This is a genomic window from Anaerosporomusa subterranea (genome assembly GCF_001611555.1).
Classification (GTDB): Bacteria; Bacillota; Negativicutes; order Sporomusales; family Acetonemataceae; genus Anaerosporomusa; species Anaerosporomusa subterranea.
The window spans coordinates 36,400-54,656 of sequence record NZ_LSGP01000017.1 but is presented as its reverse complement, the minus strand read 5'-3'; the positions used below and the strand labels follow the sequence as shown (position 1 = coordinate 54,656).

At 49.8% G+C, this 18,257-nt stretch carries 18 protein-coding genes; 16 read left to right on the top strand and 2 right to left on the bottom strand.

Going from position 1 to position 18,257, the window contains the following annotated elements; genetic code table 11:
- Positions 1 to 139: 139 nt before the first annotated feature.
- Positions 140 to 1,153, bottom strand: a complete 1,014-nt coding sequence (locus tag AXX12_RS07850) for a TRAP transporter substrate-binding protein (protein WP_066240610.1) — start codon at positions 1,151 to 1,153, stop codon at positions 140 to 142.
- 221 nt (positions 1,154 to 1,374) lie between these two features.
- On the opposite strand from AXX12_RS07850, the gene AXX12_RS07845 reads away from it, so the two are divergent.
- Positions 1,375 to 2,022 carry a phosphoribosyltransferase gene (locus tag AXX12_RS07845; RefSeq protein ID WP_066240607.1) on the top strand — a complete coding sequence of 216 codons (648 nt, stop codon included), beginning with the start codon at positions 1,375 to 1,377 and terminating at the stop codon, positions 2,020 to 2,022.
- Positions 2,023 to 2,262: 240 nt separating this feature from the next.
- Positions 2,263 to 3,204 carry a DMT family transporter gene (locus AXX12_RS07840; RefSeq protein WP_066240604.1) on the top strand — a complete coding sequence of 314 codons (942 nt, stop codon included), beginning with the start codon at positions 2,263 to 2,265 and terminating at the stop codon, positions 3,202 to 3,204.
- Between the two features lie 24 nt (positions 3,205 to 3,228).
- Here the strand turns inward: AXX12_RS07840 and AXX12_RS07835 are convergent, their stop codons facing one another.
- Positions 3,229 to 4,560 (bottom strand): MFS transporter, encoded by a 1,332-nt coding sequence (locus AXX12_RS07835; RefSeq protein ID WP_066240601.1) that lies wholly within the window; start codon positions 4,558 to 4,560, stop codon positions 3,229 to 3,231.
- A gap of 184 nt (positions 4,561 to 4,744) precedes the next feature.
- On the opposite strand from AXX12_RS07835, the gene AXX12_RS07830 reads away from it, so the two are divergent.
- From AXX12_RS07830 to AXX12_RS07765, 14 genes are all read left to right on the top strand, one after another.
- Positions 4,745 to 5,185, top strand: a complete 441-nt coding sequence (locus AXX12_RS07830) for a hypothetical protein (protein ID WP_066240599.1) — start codon at positions 4,745 to 4,747, stop codon at positions 5,183 to 5,185.
- A gap of 317 nt (positions 5,186 to 5,502) precedes the next feature.
- Entirely contained in the window at positions 5,503 to 6,228 is a 726-nt protein-coding gene (locus AXX12_RS07825) for an amino acid ABC transporter ATP-binding protein (RefSeq protein ID WP_066240597.1), read from the top strand.
- A gap of 37 nt (positions 6,229 to 6,265) precedes the next feature.
- A complete protein-coding gene (locus AXX12_RS07820; RefSeq protein WP_066240593.1) occupies positions 6,266 to 7,078 on the top strand; it encodes a transporter substrate-binding domain-containing protein in 813 nt (270 codons plus the stop codon).
- Positions 7,079 to 7,750 carry an amino acid ABC transporter permease gene (locus AXX12_RS07815; RefSeq protein ID WP_066240590.1) on the top strand — a complete coding sequence of 224 codons (672 nt, stop codon included), beginning with the start codon at positions 7,079 to 7,081 and terminating at the stop codon, positions 7,748 to 7,750.
- On the top strand, positions 7,747 to 8,397 hold the full coding sequence (locus AXX12_RS07810; RefSeq protein ID WP_066240588.1) for an amino acid ABC transporter permease: 651 nt from the start codon (positions 7,747 to 7,749) through the stop codon (positions 8,395 to 8,397). Before AXX12_RS07815 ends, AXX12_RS07810 begins: the two co-directional genes overlap by 4 nt.
- Positions 8,398 to 8,649: 252 nt before the next feature.
- Entirely contained in the window at positions 8,650 to 9,369 is a 720-nt protein-coding gene (locus AXX12_RS07805; RefSeq protein WP_066240583.1) for a FadR/GntR family transcriptional regulator, read from the top strand.
- Between the two features lie 12 nt (positions 9,370 to 9,381).
- Positions 9,382 to 10,284 carry a dihydrodipicolinate synthase family protein gene (locus AXX12_RS07800; RefSeq protein WP_074431347.1) on the top strand — a complete coding sequence of 301 codons (903 nt, stop codon included), beginning with the start codon at positions 9,382 to 9,384 and terminating at the stop codon, positions 10,282 to 10,284.
- A gap of 12 nt (positions 10,285 to 10,296) precedes the next feature.
- Complete coding sequence (locus AXX12_RS07795) at positions 10,297 to 11,073, top strand: HpcH/HpaI aldolase family protein (RefSeq protein ID WP_066240581.1); 777 nt, start codon at positions 10,297 to 10,299, stop codon at positions 11,071 to 11,073.
- Between the two features lie 24 nt (positions 11,074 to 11,097).
- The gene (locus AXX12_RS07790) at positions 11,098 to 12,051 is read left to right on the top strand and encodes a 2-hydroxyacid dehydrogenase (RefSeq protein ID WP_066240578.1); all 954 of its coding nucleotides are present in this window, start codon (positions 11,098 to 11,100) and stop codon (positions 12,049 to 12,051) included.
- 50 nt (positions 12,052 to 12,101) lie between these two features.
- Complete coding sequence (locus AXX12_RS07785; protein WP_066240576.1) at positions 12,102 to 13,619, top strand: tripartite tricarboxylate transporter permease; 1,518 nt, start codon at positions 12,102 to 12,104, stop codon at positions 13,617 to 13,619.
- 60 nt (positions 13,620 to 13,679) lie between these two features.
- Positions 13,680 to 14,660 (top strand): tripartite tricarboxylate transporter substrate binding protein, encoded by a 981-nt coding sequence (locus AXX12_RS07780; protein WP_066240574.1) that lies wholly within the window; start codon positions 13,680 to 13,682, stop codon positions 14,658 to 14,660.
- A gap of 25 nt (positions 14,661 to 14,685) precedes the next feature.
- On the top strand, positions 14,686 to 15,117 hold the full coding sequence (locus AXX12_RS07775; protein WP_066240571.1) for a tripartite tricarboxylate transporter TctB family protein: 432 nt from the start codon (positions 14,686 to 14,688) through the stop codon (positions 15,115 to 15,117).
- A 73-nt stretch (positions 15,118 to 15,190) separates the two neighbouring features.
- Positions 15,191 to 16,339 (top strand): mandelate racemase/muconate lactonizing enzyme family protein, encoded by a 1,149-nt coding sequence (locus AXX12_RS07770; protein WP_066240568.1) that lies wholly within the window; start codon positions 15,191 to 15,193, stop codon positions 16,337 to 16,339.
- Between the two features lie 124 nt (positions 16,340 to 16,463).
- Positions 16,464 to 17,987, top strand: a complete 1,524-nt coding sequence (locus tag AXX12_RS07765; RefSeq protein ID WP_066240565.1) for a tripartite tricarboxylate transporter permease — start codon at positions 16,464 to 16,466, stop codon at positions 17,985 to 17,987.
- Positions 17,988 to 18,257 lie beyond the last annotated feature (270 nt).

Genomic DNA, 18,257 nt, shown 5'->3' with positions numbered 1-18,257 from the left:
ATGACGCTCGTGCATTTTGTGCCGCAGTGCTCCGCTCTTGCGCTCCAAGGCTTGAAGCCCCAAAACTTATAATCTCTGTTAGTTAAACCAAAAGGCGCCGCACCCCCGCTCGGAGGTGCGGCGCCTCTGTCATATGAGGTTATTTGCCAGCAGCGGCAATCTCAGCTAAAGTCTCTTTATATTCTGTGCCATACTTATCAATAACCGGTTTAACAGCATCTTGCCAAGGTTTCAGATCTTTGACATCGACTACTGTTACGCCAGCGGCGCGGACTTTGGCTTCAGCTTCTTTTTCTGATTTAGCCCAGAGTTCGCGCTGGATTTTTACTGAGTCGGCAGCAGCTTGTTTGATCAATTTCTTGTCGTCGTCAGATAGCTTATCCCAAGCAACCTTGCTCATCATTAAGACTTCAGGAACGCGTTGGTGAGCGTCAGAAATCCAGTATTTTGCCACTTGGTAGTGGTTAGAGGACAGGAAGCTTGGCCAGTTGTTCTCAGCTGCGTCGATAACGCCGGTTTGCAAACCGCTGAATACTTCGCCCCAAGGCATCGGCGTGGCGCTAGCACCTAGAGCTTGGACCATGTCCATGTTGATTTTGTTTTGGATAACGCGGATTTTCATGCCTTTGAGATCTTCGAGTTTAGTGATCGGCTTTTTGGCGTAGAAGTTACGCGAGCCGCCAGTGTAGTAAGCCAGACCGATGAATTTGGAGGACTCAATGCCTTTTAGCAGTTTCTCGCCGCCAGGGCCATTGAGGTATTTCCACATATGGTCGTCAGAATTGAAAATATAAGGTAAGGAGAATACGCCGAGCTGTTTGTTGAACTCAGCCAAAGGACCGGAACTAACACGGGTAAACTCAATTGCCCCTAATTGTACTTGCTCAATGGCGGCTTTTTCTTCACCCAACTGCGCTCCAGCGAATACATCGATTTTAATGCGGCCTTGCGAACGTTCGGAAACCAGTTTAGCAAACTCTTTGTCTGTTTGAGCAGTCGGATGCTCAGGCGGATGCGTTTCTGCCAGACGGAAAGTAAGCTTTGGGGCAGCCTTCTGCTCACCAGGTTTGGCGTCTTTCTTGCCACCGCAACCAGCCACCAGAGTGCCGGCCAGCGCAAGAATCATCAATGCAACCAATAAACGCTTAGACATTAATTCTACCTCCCGTTTTTTAATTACCGATTCTGGACAATTTGTTCTATCATCACTAGTTTACCTTTATTCTGAAAATTGAGTAACCCCTTATTTTATAGAAATTTTTGCGTTTTTTTTAGGTTTTTCAATTTAATAAACAAAACAAAATACAATGCTTTATCACCGGATATTATAATCAAGACCAGAAACTACTGGCTATGATGAAAGCAGGGATTCTCATGTACAACAACCGTACCCACGCAGGAGAAATTTTGTGCCAGCTCTTGGCTAATTACAACTTCAAGAATCCTTGCCTACTGGCTGTTCCGAGGGGCGGTGTTGTAGTGGCAGCCCCAGTAGCAAAAGCTCTGCATGTTCCCATTGATGTTCTTGTAACAAGAAAGATTGGCCATCCGCGAAATGCCGAGGTGGCCATTGGCGCCGTCATGCCTGACGGAAGCGCTATCTTAGATGACGATATGGTCTTCCGACTCAAGCTCTCCGAAAAAGAGCTCGCATACTGGATTGAAGCCGAATCTAAGGAAATTCAGCGTCGTCTCTCCGCTTATACCAATAGTTTAGAGCTGCCTCATGTAAAGGGAAGGCCCACCGTGATCATTGACGATGGCATAGCAACAGGGTATACAATTCGAGCGGCCATTCACTGGCTTCGGTCGCAGGCCCCCTCCTATCTTGCAGTTGCAGTCCCTGTGGCTCCTTTAGACGTTGCAGAGTCATTGAGTAGTGAGATTGATGACCTTATCTGTCCATTACAGCCTGCAGATTTCATTGCAGTAGGAATGTATTATCAGCAATTTGAACAGACCGCCGAATCGGAAGTCATTAAAATCCTTCGTGATTCCCACAACAAGGCCTTCGGATACTAATAGACAAATTGAACAACAGCAATGGCCTCCCTGTAGAATACGCTGGGAGGCCTTCTCATAAATTTCGCGGGTTAGGAGGAAATATAGAAAATGCCTTAGAATACTCTATTAATCAATTCAAACACTTATGGTCAACTATACGCTCTTGCACTTGAAATATCCCAGCTAATAACGCAAGGCATGAAGCCGTCGACGTTGGCGACGGCTTCATGCCTTTTGATGCGATGGAAGGAGAACCTAGTGAAACAGCAAGAATATACGGCCAATCTGTTGCTGCTGCTCACAGCGGCGATTTGGGGATTTGCGTTTGTGGCGCAACGCGTAGGGATGGAATATATCGGTCCGTTTACGTTTAACGGCGTCCGCTTCGCTCTCGGCAGCTTGTCCCTGACACCGCTGCTACTCTACGAATATCATAGCCGACAAAAGTCAGCTGCTGTCCCTCAACCACAGCAATCAGCACTTCTGCCGGGAGTGCTTGCCGGGACTGTCCTATTCGTCGGCGCTTCTTTGCAACAAGTCGCTTTAGTCTATACGACTGCCGGGAAGGCCGCCTTTTTAACCAGTCTTTATCTTATTCTAGTTCCTCTAATGGGCCTGTTTTTTAAACACGTGATTTCCGGAAGTACATGGGCAGGCGCCCTTCTCGCAGCCTGCGGCGTCTATCTATTGAGCGTTACTGAGCAGTTCTCAGTTGCATATGGCGATTCCCTGGCTTTGGCTGGGGCCATTTTTTGGGCCTTGCATATCCTGATTATCGATCACTTCTCACGCCGTGTTAATGTTTTGCAGCTTTCTTGTATCCAATTTATTATCTGCTCAGTTCTCAGTTTAGGAGTCGCCCTCGCCTTCGAGAGCATTACACTTGAAGCACTCCGACAGGCGGCGATCCCCCTTTTTTACGGCGGCGTTGCCTCTGTCGGTATCGCTTACACTCTACAAGTTGTTGGTCAGAAAAACGCCAAACCTACTCATGCCGCAATTATCCTCAGTATGGAAACCATTTTTGCCGCTATAGGCGGCTGGCTGCTGTTACAGGAAGACATGAGCCTGCGGGGACTGCTGGGCTGTGCACTGATGCTGGCCGGTATGCTTTTGCCGCAGCTTGATCAGGCAAGGGTACCCGCAGGAAGCAACGAAGCTACCTTTACCACAGAGTACACAGAGGAAACGGAGAAATAGCATTTGAGATGGGCCATATATATGTCATTCACTCCCTATGATACTGTCTTGCCTTAACTCCATTCGATAAGGCCGCCCCATCACGAACACGTATGCCAGCACCCCCAATAATGCGATAAACGATACGAATGCCAACCCCAATTCGTACGATTGAGTGTTCTGTACGATAAAGCCGATAACCAGCGGAGTAATACAGCCGCCAAGATTGGCAGCAAAATTGTAGATGCCGCTGGAAATGCCGATCAATTGCTTGGGGACAATATCAGACAATAGCGCCCAACCGCAGGAAGTACCTATGCCTTGACCGAAAAATCCCACTGACATAATCAAGATGATTAACCAAATGTCACTAGTGTAATTGGCCAGCATAATACAGCAAGAAAACGACAGGCCAACAGCCATTGGCATTTTGCGGGCCATTCCCAGTGAATAGCCGCGTGAGAGCATCCAGTCTGACCACTTGCCGCCAAGGGTTACGCCAGCCATAGCGGCTAAAAAAGGGGCTGCGGCATAAAAGCCAGCGGCAATTAGTGTAAGACCTTTGGCGTTAACTAAATAAGACGGAAACCAGGTAATAAAAAAATACAAGGTAGAGTTCATGGCGAAATGGCCGATAAACATTCCCCATAACTGACGATGCTTCAACATCTGTCTGATATCTTTACCACTGAATTGGCTTTCACTGGTTGAATCGTTCAAGGCTTCACCATCACAAATGTGTGTTAATTCCAGGGCATTGATCCGACAATAGTTGGCTGGTTCCCGATAAACCAAATACCAAATTACCGCCAAGCCGACACCGAGGATGCCGGTAATATAAAAAACATATCGCCAGCTAAAAGCAACAATCAGCCAAGTAATCAGCGGTGTCAGGAACGCCAAGCCAATATGCTGCGAACCTATATAAGCGCCAATCGCTAGGCCGCGTTCTTTGGCTGGAAACCACGCAGTCACAATCCGGCTATTCGCAATATAGGTCGGTGCGCCGCAAATTCCCAGACTCAGTCGGCAAACCACCAAAGCAGTTACATTTGAAACTAAACCAATCAGGCCGATAAACGATGACCAGAGAAACATCGTTGCACTATAGATTTTTCTTGAACCAAAACGGTCGACAATCCAACCACCGGGAAGTTGCATGAGAGTATACGTCCAGTTAAACGCCGAAAAAACAATGCCCATCATTGCGGGCGTTATGCCAAGCTCTTGTTGCATATATGGCGCCGCCACAGCAAGATTGGTTCGGCCAATGAAGTTGGCAGCAGTCATCAAGCAAACCAGAAGCAGAATAAGATAACGGGCCCGGGTTGGTTTTTCTGTTAAAGTTGCAGACAAAGTACTTGTATTGGCTTCCATCGCGTCTCCCATTCCCTGCAATAGTTAATATAGTCTTTGGTTACATTCGGCAAAACCTGACCGGATGTCCTTTTTTTATTTACTGAAATTTCATTTTTAAACTTGATAAAATCTGACTTTGCAGTCACAATTTTGTCATATTTCCAATCTATAATTAGGTTAGTAAATAAAGGAGGGGTTATCCATGAATAAGATCGTGAAGAATGTGATCGTGTATTCGATGATCGGTATCCTTCAGGTAGGCATGGGCGTGGCTACTCTCGAAGCATCACCGCGGAATGACTATAGACAAGAGCAACGGGAACATCAACGCCTTGAGAGGCAGCATCAACAAGAGCAGAAACACCGCCAGGAGCGGTTTCGGCGGGCGCAACAACAACGCGAAGAGCAATATCGCCAGGAACAAGAACGGATATCGAGGCAGTATCGTCACGATAGAGAGCAGGAGCGCCGTGAGCGTATCCGAGCTGAACGAGCCTGGCATGAGCGTGAAATGCAACGTTATGACTATGAATCCTATCACGAATGGCATGAACGTCAAGAACGCGAGAATGATCGTCACAAGAGAATGATGAACACATTGGGCGGTATCGTATTGCTGAGCCTGTTGTTCAGCGGAAATTAGTCGATAGCCCCTCTGGGATGCAGAATGTTCGTTAGCGATCGCCGCGAGTGACACATACGGGTGCAAATGAGCCGTAGAGAAGATTGCTTCACTACATTCGCAACGCGAGTGTAGCGCGGTGATCTTTTTTTGTGGAGTCCTTAGAGCACCTTTACATATTACATATTTATTATCATATTGACAAACTCAGCTGATGAATGTAATATATAAACATCCTGCAGGAAACATACGCGACAATGACGCCGCACTGCTATAGCCTATCGGCTTAGCTGGGCGGTTTTTTGTTGTCTTCATTGAAAGGAGGCAGACATCGCTACGTGATACAGTTAAAAGGCATCAATAAGCATTTTGGGAAACTTCATGTTCTAAAGGATGTCAGCCTTTCCGTCGCCGCCGGCGAAAAAGTAGTTGTGATTGGCCCCAGCGGCTCTGGCAAAAGTACACTGATCCGCTGCGTCAATCTACTGGAGAAGCCAACTTCAGGCTCGGTTACCGTGAACGGCATCGACATCACCGCTCCCAACGCTCCTGTCACCAAAATCCGCGAATCGGTGGCAATGGTATTCCAGCAATTTAACCTTTATCCGCACAAAACCGTTCTCGAAAATGTGACTCTCGCTCCTATCCTGATTAAAGGCGTCGCCAAAGCGGAGGCGGAAGAGTCCGGCCTCGTCTTCCTTGAGCGGGTAGGCTTGCGAGATAAGGCAGCCGCCTATCCCGCCCAGTTGTCTGGTGGACAGCAGCAGCGGGTGGCTATCGCCCGGGCGCTGAATATGAAGCCGCAAATCATGCTGTTTGACGAACCGACCTCGGCGCTTGACCCTGAGATGATTCAAGAGGTGCTTGACGTAATGATCAGCCTGGCTCAGGAGGGCATTACAATGATTGTCGTCACTCACGAAATGGGCTTTGCCCGCCAAGTCGCCGACCGGGTTGTTTTTATGGACGGTGGTCAGATACTGGAAGAGGGATCGCCAGAGCATTTCTTTACCAATCCGACTCACGAACGGACAAAATTGTTCTTAAGCAGGATATTACGTTAAGCACCTATATAACGCAAAAATTAAGGAGGACTTATTTATGAAAAAAGGTCTCATTCGTATGGCTGGTCTCTTAGTTCTCACAGCTTTTTTCGCCGCTGGCTGCGGTTCAACGCCGGCACCGGCCGCCAAAGATACCGGCGCACCTGCCGATATCAAAGCAATCAAGGACCGTGGCGTTCTAAAGGTCGGCGTCAAAGTCGACGTTCCAAAATTTGGCTTCAAAGATCCAAAAACCAATAAAACCGAAGGTATGGAAATTGATTTAGCAAAAGCAATCGCGAAAAAGGTACTCGGTGACGAAAATAAAATCGATGTACAAGGCGTCACCGCCAAGACTCGTGGCCCGCTGCTTGACAATGGTGAAATCGACCTAGTTATTGCCACATTCACAATTACTGAGGAGCGCAAGAAAAGCTACAACTTCTCCGATCCGTACTTTACTGACGGCGTGGCTCTGATGGTTAAGAAAGCCACCGGCGCCAAAAGCCTTGCAGACCTCAATGGCAAGAAAATCGGCGTAGCCCAAAGCGCAACCTCGAAGAAAGCAGTTCAGGACGCAGCCGATAAATTAGGCGCGAAGGTCAGCTTCCTCGAATTCGGCACCTACCCGGAAATCAAGGCTGCGCTTGACTCCGGCCGGGTCGATGCGTTTTCTGTCGACGCCGCCATCCTCTTTGGCTATCTTGACGACAGCACTGTCATTCTCTCCGACCGCTTTAGCCCGCAGGAATACGGCGTTGCCTCGAAAAAATCCAACGAAGCCCTGGCCAAACTTGTCAACACCACCATCAGCGACATGAAGAAGTCAGGTGAACTGGATAAACTGATTCAAAAGTGGGGTCTCAAGTAAATGCCTGGTCCCTTCGCCTGGTTTAAGTGGGAGTCCCTGTTCCAGGAATGGCCAGTTTTCGCGGAGGGGTTTGCCGTAACCATCCTCCTGTCAGTCTGTGGCTTGGTCCTCTCACTTGCACTCGGCATCCTCTTTGGCGTATTAGGCACAGTGGAATACAAACCGTTCCGGGTTATCAACCGGATATATGTAGAGTGCATTCAGAATACGCCGCTCGTCATCCAGGTATTCTTCCTGTTCCACGGCCTGCCGCATCTGGGGGTCATGCTGCCGGTGTTCATCGTAGGCGTTCTAGGAGTCGGCGTTTACCATGGCGCCTATATCGCGGAAGTTGTCCGGGCCGGTATCGAAGCCGTACCGCGCGGTCAGAAGGAAGCCGCCGCGTCGCAAGGTTTCACATACTGGCGGGCAATGCGCCACATCATCTTGCCGCAAGCCAAACGGATCGTCTACCCGCCGCTGACAAACCAGGCAGTGGCCTTGATTAAGAACACCTCCGTCTTGGCGATGGTTGCCGGCGGCGAGTTGATGTACCATGCGGACTCCTGGTCCAGCAACAACTTGTATTACGGTCCCGCTTATATCGTCACCGGCCTGCTTTATCTCAGTCTTTGCTTGCCGCTGGCCACCTATGCGCGCAAGCTGGAGCGCAAGTCGGAGGTGGCGCTATGATGCAAGAACTCTTTAAGCCAGAGATATTTAGTTTTTTGCTGCAAGGACTGTTAACGACTCTGTATATCGCCGTCGCCTCCATTCTGTTAAGCATGCTGTTTGGCATGGCACTCGGGGTAGCTCGTTATTCAAAGAAACGCCTGCTGTCGACTGTCGCCGCTGTCTACATTGAGGCGGTTCGGAACACGCCGCTCCTGCTGTTTATCCTTGGAGTCCGCTTTATGACGCCGCTCGACCCGCTGATCGCTGGAATTAGCGCGATGACGCTCTTTACATCTGCCGTTATCGCCGAAATAATTCGTGGCGGACTAAACTCGATTCCTAGAGGTCAATGGGAAGCTGCTGTATCGCAAGGCTTCACCTATCTTCAGATACTTCGACACATCATTTTACCCCAAGCGCTGCGGAACATGATTCCTCCTTTGGCGTCCCAATTCACCACCATTATCAAAGATACCTCATTCGTTTGGGCGGTCGGCATCGAAGACCTAACAGGCAAAGGCATGATTATCATGGGAAAATACGGTTCCTCCGCACAAGTCTTCACCCTATTTGGGATGATCGCGTTAATCTACTTCCTGATGAATTACGGCCTGTCGTTGTACGCACGCCAACATCAGAAATCGCTGATTCTAAAAAGCTATTGAAGCTCTAAAACACTAAGCTCCCGGCGTGCCGGGAGCTTAGTGTTTTATTATGGTTTACTTACTCTGTATGAAGAATATTTTTTTCTTCACACAACAATTTAGCAGGAATACTACAGGTTGTGTTGAATAATCGTAAATGTCGGATTGTATTACAATATTACATACAACCGCAACTCCTGACAATTTCTTAGGATATGGCGCCACTTATTTCGCATGAAGCTTCCGCTCGGCATACGGGCGGTCGGAGGGTAAATGGAAATTCAACCAATTAAAAAACAGTCGGTTACCGACCAAGCCTTTGATCAAATTCTCCGCTTTATCGTAAATCGACAGTGGCTGCCAGGAGAAAAAATTCCATCAGAGAATGAACTAGCAGCCTCATTTACGGTCAGCAGGGTATCCATTCGGGCTGCGCTACAAAAGTTGATTGCACTGGGATTGCTTGATGCACGTGTGGGCGAAGGGACATTTGTACTTAAGACGTCACCTGCTCATTACTTTCGTTCGCTTATCCCCACCATGCTTCTCACCTACCGGGATGACCGGGATGTATCTGAACTCAGACGCGGCATCGAAATTGAGTGCGCAATGCTCGCCGCTGAGAGAGCAACAATGAATGAGATCGAACAAATCGAGGCAGCATACTCGAGAATGAATGTTCTCATTCATTGCGACGATCTTGCCGAGTATATTGCCGCCGACTTTACATTTCATCTTTCAATAGCGAAAGCCTCACACAACCAGATGCTGGTTGATGTAATGACAATCCTTAAAGATATCTTATACATGCATTACACAGATATGATTAAAGCCATGGGACCGGAAATCGGCTTTGACTATCATGGTCAGATCCTTGAAGCGATTAAGGCGCGCTCTCCTGAACAAGCTGCTGAAAATGTACGGAAAATGATGAACTGTTTCATCGGACAACTCGACGCATATCAGAGTGTGAAGGATAATAAAGATGGCTAAGGGGGAAAATCTTTGAAGCAAATCAAAGGAGTTTGTCCAGTCATTGCCATGCCCTTTACCGATAGCGGCGAGGTCGATTTCATTGGTTTTGACCGATTGCTGGGTCATCTGATCGCAAGTGGTGTGCATGGCTTAACGCTCTTCGGCATTGCCAGCGAGTTTCACAAGCTGACTGATGTGGAAAAGCAGGAACTGGCTGAGCGTTTTGTTGCCCGAACAAAAGCGTCAGACGTATTCAGCATGATCTCTGTAACCGATCATAGTTTAGAGGTTGCAGTAAAACGGGCAAAGCACTATGAAAAGCTTGGGGCAGACTGCCTGATGGTACTGCCGCCATACTTCCTGAACCCGCCGATACGGGCAGTTAAAGAGCATATCCTCGCCGTTCTCGCGGCTGTAAATATTCCAGTCCTCATTCAATACGCACCGGCGGAAACCAAAGTCGGTATTGCTGTGGAAGAACTCGTCGCCATTTATGACCAATTTCCGCGGGCTATGTTTAAAATTGAGGCTAACCCGCCGATAGATTATATCAGCCAACTTCTTGCCCGTCGGCCGGAAGCGACCGTTTTGGTCGGCTACGCCGGCTTATACATGTTGGAGGTTCTTGATATTGGCGGCAAAGGAGTTATGCCAGGCTGCTCCTTTGCTGAAATATATCTTTCCATTTACCATGATTATGTCGCTGGGAAACCAGAGGCCCGGCAGAATCATAAGCGCTTGCTGAACTACATTACACGCTGGATGCAGGACTGCGAATACATCATCCAAGTTGAAAAAACTGTTCTACGCAAGCGGGGTATTATTGACGGTGACTACTGCCGCCGTCCGTCATATCCACTATCAAACGAAGACGAGGAATCCATTATGGAATTCCTGCGGCAATTCACACTCCCCTGCAAGTACAATAAATAGGAGGGAATCGTTATGAACCGTAACCTGCAAGCTTTCAAACAGAAACTGGCCAAAGGCGAATATGTTCTGGGCCCGTTCTCCAAGACTAGCGATCCGGCGTTCGTTGAGGCTTCCGGTCATGCCGGGTTTGACTTCATCATCCTTGACCTCGAACATGGCCCAAACAACATCCTGTCACTGCAAAACCTGATCCGGTCTGCCGAGATTGCCGGCATCCTGCCTCTTGTCCGTGTGCCGTTCGAGACGCCGTCAGACATCTCCCGCGCTCTAGATATCGGTGCAGCCGGAGTACAGATTCCGCAAATTGACTCGAAAGAACAAGTTGAAGAGGTTCTGAAACTAACCAAGTTTGCCCCCTGCGGCGATCGGGGCGTTTGCCGCTTTGTTAGAGCTGCAGGCTATTCAAGCGCAGACCGGCAGGTATACTTCCGGGAGTCAAACGAGACTTTAATTATTCTTCAGTTAGAGGGTAAAAAGGCTATTGATAACCTCGAAGAGATCATCTCTGTACCGGGTATCGATATCCTCTTTATCGGACCATATGACCTCTCGCAGTCACTCGGTGTCGCGGGACAGGTCGACCATCCGCTTGTCATCGCTGAAATGGAGAAAATTTGCGCTAAGTGCAAAGAGAAAGGCGTCGTCGTCGGCACCTTTACCGACACACTTGCCGCGGTGGAGCGCTGGAAAAAAGCTGGTGTTCAGTACTTGTCGTATTCGGTCGACGTTGGCTTATATTACGAGGCTTGCGCGCAATTAGTCAATTCGGTGGCCAAGATCGAATCTTAGCGAATAGTTAGGGGATAATAATAAATGACAAAACGATTTCGTGTCGTGATGACCAGACCGGTGATGCCGCCTGCCATGGAGCTGATCCGCTCGAAATGCGAGGTTCGTGTCTGGGAGCAGGATGCACCAATTGATGCAGCAACCCTAATAGACTGGGTAAAGGATTGCGATGGGCTGTTCTGCGTGGGCGAACGGGTTGATCAGGCTTTACTGGACGCCGCGCCCAAGCTGAAAGTAGTCAGCCAGCCAGCAGTCGGTTATGACAATATTGATATTGCCGCCTGCAGCAAACGCGGCATCCCGGTCGGCAATACTCCCGGCGTACTGACTGATGCAACAGCCGATCTTGCCATGACCCATATTCTCACTGCCGCCAGACGGTTTTGTGAAGGCTGGAATTTTGTCCGCTCCGGCGAATGGAAGTATAATATTCCCACCTTTATGTTGGGAACTGATGTAAAAGGCAAGGCCCTCGGTATCGTAGGCTTCGGACAGATCGGTCAAGCAGTGGCAGCACGGGCACGAGCGTTCGGCATGCGCATCGCCTACTTTGACCCCATGCCGAAAACTGTGTCCGACTGCGAATTTATGCCGCTTGATAAACTCCTCTCCGAATCTGATTTTATCAGTCTGCATGTAGCGTTAACGCCGGAAACGAAACATCTGATCTCAAAAGAAAAATTCGCGTTGATGAAATCAAGCGCTATTTTGATCAATATGGCACGGGGACCGATTGTCGACAGCGCAGCTCTGATTGAAGCTCTTAAAACCCGGAAGATTGCCTTTGCCTCCCTCGATGTCTTTGATCCTGAGCCGATACCGGCAGACCATCCTATTCTGACACTCGACAATGTCGTCATTACGTCCCATATGGGAAGTTCAACGGTGGAAACACGAACCGCCATGGCGCTGATTGCGGCTGAAAACCTGATTAACGGGCTTGAAAATAAACCCCTCCGGTTTTGCGTCAACCCATAAACTAAAACAAACCAACAACACACTACTTTAAACGGAGGTGTTTCTAATCCATGGTAGATACTCAAAACCTATGGCTGGGCCTACAGGCAATTGCATCTTTTGAGGTGCAAATCATGGCTCTGCTGGGCGTGCTGGCTGGAATTCTTGTTTCCTCCCTGCCTGGGCTCAGCGCGGTCATGGCAGTTGCTCTACTGCTCCCGCTCACATTTGGCATGGGTCCTGTCAGCGCCCTCTTACTCTTATCCGGTATCTATGTAGGCGCGATGTTCGGCGGCGCCATTCCGGCGATTCTGCTATCGACGCCGGGCACGCCGTCAGCGGTCAGCACAACCTTTGACGGTTATCCAATGGCAAAAAGCGGCAAAGCGGGCAAAGCCATCAGTGTAGCCTGTATTGCATCAGTAGTAGCGGGTATATTCGGTGTCCTGGTGCTTACTCTCATTGCACCGCCGATTGCAGCGTTTGCGCTCAAGTTCAGCGCACCCGAATACTTCGCCGTTGCTGTATTTGGTCTGGCTGTCATCTCCAGCTTATCGGAAGGATCGGTTGTTAAAGCATTTGCCTCCGGCATGCTTGGACTCTTGCTCGCGGTAATCGGCATGGACCCCATTACCAGCTTTGCCCGGTTCACCTATGGCATTCCCGAGCTTCTCGGCGGCGTCTCCTTCCTCGCAGTCATGGTCGGTACCGCCGCTCTGGCGGAAGTACTGTATCAAATTGATACCGAAACCAAACAGACAAATGTTAAATACACGATTGACAACATGCATGTAACTAAACAGGAGCTCAGGCAAATGGTTAAGCCAACCATTATTGGCTGCGTTTTAGGCGTTATTATTGGCATCATGCCGGCGGCCGGAGCGAATATCGCTTCCTTTGTTTCCTGGGCGCAGGCTAAAATGTGGTCAAAGCACCCGGAGGAGTTTGGCAAAGGCTCCATTGAAGGACTGACAGCCTCTGAAGCAGGCAACAATTCCGTTATTGGCGGCGACCTGGTTCCGATGCTGACCTTAGGCATCCCCGGCGACCCGGTAACTGCGGTAATGATGGGCGCACTGATTCTTCAAGGCTTGCGGCCCGGACCGATGCTGTTCACCGAGCATCCTGATATCGTCTACGGTCTATTCCTTGGATTGATTATTTCAAATATCTGGGTCCTGCCAATCGGACTGTTTGGCGCCCGTTTCTTCGCAAAGATGAGCTCGGTTCGTAAAGAAATCCTCTGGCCTACGATTCTGGCGCTGTGCGTACTTGGCTCATATGCCGCTGAATCGAATATGGCCGCCGTATATACCCTCGGTTTGTTCGGCTTGATCGGCTATGCGATGAAGAAAGTAAAGCTGCCGACTGCGCCGCTTATTCTTGGCATTCTGCTCGGACCGATGGCGGAAGAAAACTTGCGCCGGGCTCTTATGTCATCAAATATGGATGCTACCATTTTCTTTACCCGCCCAATATCACTTTGCCTGCTACTGGTCGCGGCGCTCACTCTCGTATGGCCCTGGTTCCAGGACTGGTATCAAAAGCGCACTGCTGAGAAGCTGGGTATTGAAGGTCCGCTTGAGTAATCGGTGTCCGTCCCGTTCAAAGGGATCACAATATACACAAAAGTATGAGGAGGAGAAATCATGTCAAAAAGAAACCTGGCCCTGCTGCTTGTAGCACTGTTCACACTCGTTGTCATGAGCGGCTGCGGCGGCGACAAAAAACAAGAGGCGAAATTCCCCACCAAGCCTGTCACCATCATCTCTCCCACAGCAGCAGGCGGCGGCACAGACGCCATAGCTCGCGCCCTCGGCAAAGCTACCGAGCCCCTATTTGGTCAAGCTGTCACTATTGTCAACAAACCGGGCGCCGGCAATGCGCTTGGTCTAACTGAAGGCTTAAATGCTAAGCCAGACGGCTATACTGTTACCTTTGCACCGGTTGAAGTTGTGCTGCATCCGCTGATGGGCAACGTTCCTTGGAAAGCTACAGACTTCAAGCCAGTTATGATGGTAAACCTTGACGCTGCTGCTCTATCGGTTCCTGCCGAGAGCCCCTACAAAACTCTGGAAGACTTCATCAAAGCAGCCAAAGAGAAACCCGGCACGCTAAAAGTCGGCGCCAGCGCTCCCGGAACTATCTGGCATTTGGCGGCTCTTAGTCTGCAAGACAAAGCCGGTATCAAAACAAACATCCTGCCGTACGCAGGCGGCGCAGCTCCCGCCATCACCGATTTGCTTGGCAACCACGTCGACGCCATCACCGTCAGCGCCGCCGAAGTTGCTCAACACGTCAAAGCTGGCAAAGTTCGCATCCTGGCTGTTATGACCCCTGAACGCCTGCCAGAATTCAAAGACGTTCCTACTGCCAAAGAAAAAGGTGTCGCTGTCGAGATCGCTACTTGGCGTGCCCTCTTGGTCCCTAAACAAACGCCTGACGCAGTCGTTAAAGTTCTCCATGACACGTTCAAGAAGGGCATGGAAGATCCGAAATTTGTCGAATTCATGAATAAAGGCGGCTTCGGCATTGGCTACAAATCTGCTGATGAGCTGTCAAAATACATCGTTCAACAAGACGCTATGTTCAAACCGCTGATCGAACAGGCTGGCTTGCTGAAGAAATAAGTCTTCACTCAGGAGGGTATAGCCGTTGCGTAAACTTGACATTATCTCTGCTGTCATCCTCATCGCTCTAGCTGCTTACGTTATCGTAACGGCTGGCAGCTTTCCGCAGGGAGCCGGCACTCTCGGGCCTGGCTTCTTCCCGACACTGATCGCCGGACTGCTGGCAGCATTCGCAGGCTGGCAGCTGATTACAGCTTTGTTGAAGAAGAAATCCGAAGACGCACCGTCACGGCCCAGGAAATCACTGCTGGAAATCTTCGCAGTCACCGGAGTATATATGGTGATTCTGCCACTCGTTGGATTCCTGATATCCACGCCGCTATTTCTCATTGCCTGCGGCGCGGTCATCAGCGAAGACATAAAACAAGGCTGGAAAGCGATTGTGATCAGTGGCGTTGCGACCACTGGCGTTCTCTATACAGTATTTTCTGTGCTGTTGAACGTTCCCTTGCCCTAACAATATCAATAAAGGACTTGGCGCAGGCCAGGTCCTTTATTTCAACTATCAATATAATCAAGGAGGCTCTCAGATGAAAATCACGAAGATAGAAACATTCATCGCCGGAAACCCTTGGAAAAATTGGTTGTTTGTCAAGGTACATACCGACGAAGGCATCCATGGCATCGGCGAAGGAACGCTCAACGGCTTTGCTAAGACTGTGGAAGCTGCTATTCATGAGCTTAGCCACGTTGTCATCGGCATGGACCCGTTTGATGTAGAAGTCATGTCGCTGCGCCTGTTCCGTGATGTCTTCTCTGACGGCGGACAAATCCAGGGCTCGGCCTTAGCTGCAATTGAAACCGCCTGCTGGGACATCATGGGCAAAGTCACCGGCCAGCCTCTCTATAAACTGCTTGGCGGCAAGTGCCATGATAAACTGCGCATCTACGCAAACGGCTGGTATCGTGGGCCGCGCACGCCAGAGAGCTTTGCGGAAAAAGCAAAAATCGTCAAAGAGAAAGGCTACACCGCTCTAAAGTTTGACCCGTTTGGCGACGCCTGGCGTACAGTAGAGCCAAAAGACTTTCATCTGGCAATCGAAATCATTAAGGCTGTCCGCGAAGCTGTCGGCGACGACACTGATCTGCTGATCGAAGGTCACAACCGTTTCAGCGTACATACAGCATTACAGTTTGCGGAAAAAATGGTGCCTTATCGCCCAACCTGGTTTGAAGCACCCGTCCCGCCGCAGCGCATTTCCGCTATGGTGGAAGTCGCTAAACGTAGCCCGGTTCCTATCGCCTGCGGCGAAGACTATTATTGCCGCGAGCAGTTCATGGAGCTGCTCAAACATGATGCCGTGCACATCATCCAGCTCGAACCGCAATTCTTGGGCATTTCTGCTTCGAAGCAAGTGGCCGGCATGGTCCATGCCGCCAATGGCGTCATCGCGCCTCACAGCGCCCAAGGGCCGATCTGCTCTATCGTCTGTGCGCATCTTAACATGGCGACACCAAACTTCTTTCTGCATGAGATCTTTGATGAATTTAATGAGCCTTGGGAAAAAGAGATTCTTACAAATCCGATGCATATTGATAACGGATATATCGTCCCGCCAGACAGTCCAGGACTGGGAACTGATCTAAACATTGAAGAGATTCTCAAACACCCCTATCAACCAGGCAACTGGCTGCCGCTATTCCGTCAAGGTTGGGAAAAACGGCAAACAAATAAATAATAAAAATCCCGCGCTGTTGCGCGGGATTTTTATTATTGGACACAGCAGGATTTCGCTGGCAGAAGCAGAATATTTTGTTAGATAACTGAATTTTTGCAATTATCTTTTTATGGGGGTCGTCAGGATGTTCGACAATTGGTTTTTAGGGTTACAGGCTATTTCCTCATTTGACGTACAGTTAATGATTCTCCTAGGCGCTCTGGCCGGCGTCTTGGTCTCTTGCTTGCCTGGGCTTAGTGCCACCATGGCTGTCGCACTACTGTTGCCACTGACATTTGGCATACCTCCGGTCAGCGCACTGCTGCTATTATCCGGCATCTACGTCGGAGCCATGTTTGGCGGAGCGATACCTGCCATTCTGTTGGCGACACCTGGCACTCCCTCAGCTGTTAGCACCACCTTTGACGGCTACCCGATGGCGCAAAAAGGTCACGCCGGCAAAGCAATTTCAATTGCTTGCATCGCATCAGTCGTCGCCGGCATTTTTGGCGTTCTTGTATTAATGACGGTAGCTCCGCCGCTGGCTACATTTGCGTTGCGTTTCAGCGCTCCAGAGTACTTCGCAGTCGCCGTTTTCGGTCTAGCCGTCATCTCCAGTTTAGCTGAAGGCTCGGTTCTAAAGGCTTTCGCATCCGGCATGATTGGGCTGCTGTTGGCGGTTATCGGTATGGACCCGATGACAGGCTTTGCCCGTTTTACCTTTGACAGCACTGACTTAATAGGAGGAATCTCATTTCTAGCGGTTATGGTCGGTACAGCCGCCTTGGCGGAAGTATTGTACCAAATTGACAACAGCAATCGCAAACAAAAGACTTTCACCAAATTTGAAATCAATAGCATGTCCTTAACTATGAGCGAAGTCAGGCAAATGATTAAACCCACGATCATCGGCTGCATCTTTGGCGTGTTTATTGGCATCATGCCTGCCGCTGGCGCGAATATCGCATCCTTTGTTTCCTGGGCCCAAGCCAAACTCTGGTCAAAGAAACCGGAAGAATTTGGTCATGGATCGCTCGAGGGTTTGACGGCTTCAGAAGCAGGCAACAACTCAGTGGTCGGCGGCGATTTGGTGCCAATGTTAACACTGGGTGTGCCCGGTGACCCGGTTACCGCGATCATGATGGGAGCGCTTATCTTGCAGGGATTACGCCCTGGCCCGATGCTGTTTACTGAGCATCCCGAGATTGTTTACGGCTTGTTCCTCGGACTAATCATCTCAAACCTTTGGGTACTGCCGATCGGCCTGTTCGGCGCCCGCTTCTTCGCTAAAATGACCACCGTCCCCAAACCCATCCTTTGGCCAACCATCTTAACCCTGTGTGTAATCGGCACATATGCGTCAGAAGGCACGATTATGCCTGCATATACGGTTGTCGTATTCGGAATTATCGGCTATCTAATGAAAAAAGCCGCCCTGCCCACCGCACCGCTGATTTTAGGCGTGCTGCTGGGGCCAATGGCAGAAGAAAACCTGCGTCGCTCACTATTGATGAACCACATGGATGCCAGTGTCTTCTTTACTCGCCCGATTTCATTGGTCCTGCTGAGTCTTGGCCTCATTACGCTGGTTTGGCCTTGGGCCCAGGAATGGTATCAAAACCGCATGGCTAAAAAGCTTGGCGTCGATCTGCCAAAAGAAGAAGCGTAAATTCCGTGATTCGGCCGCCGCTCATCGCCACCGAACGTGAGGTGGCGAAGCAAGCATAGCAAGGCGCCTACAGTGCTGCAACCGGAGGCGTACATGGAATGTACGCTGATGATTACAGCGCAAAGCCAACACAACTTAGGCGCCTCTCATCGCCACCGAGCGCGAGGTGGCGAGAAGCAAGCATAGCAAGGCGGCTGCAGCACTGCAACCGGAGGCGTACATGGAATGTACGTTGAGGATTGCAGGGCAAAGCCAACACAGCTAGGCGCC

Excerpts from the sequence above, each read along its gene's own strand:
- AXX12_RS07835 (WP_066240601.1), bottom strand. The coding sequence starts at position 4,560 with ATGGAAGCCAATACAAGTACTTTGTCTGCAACTTTAACAGAAAAACCA.
- AXX12_RS07820 (WP_066240593.1), top strand. The coding sequence starts at position 6,266 with ATGAAAAAAGGTCTCATTCGTATGGCTGGTCTCTTAGTTCTCACAGCT.
- AXX12_RS07830 (WP_066240599.1), top strand. The coding sequence starts at position 4,745 with ATGAATAAGATCGTGAAGAATGTGATCGTGTATTCGATGATCGGTATC.
- AXX12_RS07790 (WP_066240578.1), top strand. The coding sequence starts at position 11,098 with ATGACAAAACGATTTCGTGTCGTGATGACCAGACCGGTGATGCCGCCT.
- AXX12_RS07805 (WP_066240583.1), top strand. The coding sequence starts at position 8,650 with ATGGAAATTCAACCAATTAAAAAACAGTCGGTTACCGACCAAGCCTTT.
- AXX12_RS07780 (WP_066240574.1), top strand. The coding sequence starts at position 13,680 with ATGTCAAAAAGAAACCTGGCCCTGCTGCTTGTAGCACTGTTCACACTC.
- AXX12_RS07850 (WP_066240610.1), bottom strand. The coding sequence starts at position 1,153 with ATGTCTAAGCGTTTATTGGTTGCATTGATGATTCTTGCGCTGGCCGGC.
- AXX12_RS07845 (WP_066240607.1), top strand. The coding sequence starts at position 1,375 with ATGTACAACAACCGTACCCACGCAGGAGAAATTTTGTGCCAGCTCTTG.
- AXX12_RS07810 (WP_066240588.1), top strand. The coding sequence starts at position 7,747 with ATGATGCAAGAACTCTTTAAGCCAGAGATATTTAGTTTTTTGCTGCAA.
- AXX12_RS07770 (WP_066240568.1), top strand. The coding sequence starts at position 15,191 with ATGAAAATCACGAAGATAGAAACATTCATCGCCGGAAACCCTTGGAAA.
- AXX12_RS07795 (WP_066240581.1), top strand. The coding sequence starts at position 10,297 with ATGAACCGTAACCTGCAAGCTTTCAAACAGAAACTGGCCAAAGGCGAA.
- AXX12_RS07815 (WP_066240590.1), top strand. The coding sequence starts at position 7,079 with ATGCCTGGTCCCTTCGCCTGGTTTAAGTGGGAGTCCCTGTTCCAGGAA.
- AXX12_RS07765 (WP_066240565.1), top strand. The coding sequence starts at position 16,464 with ATGTTCGACAATTGGTTTTTAGGGTTACAGGCTATTTCCTCATTTGAC.
- AXX12_RS07785 (WP_066240576.1), top strand. The coding sequence starts at position 12,102 with ATGGTAGATACTCAAAACCTATGGCTGGGCCTACAGGCAATTGCATCT.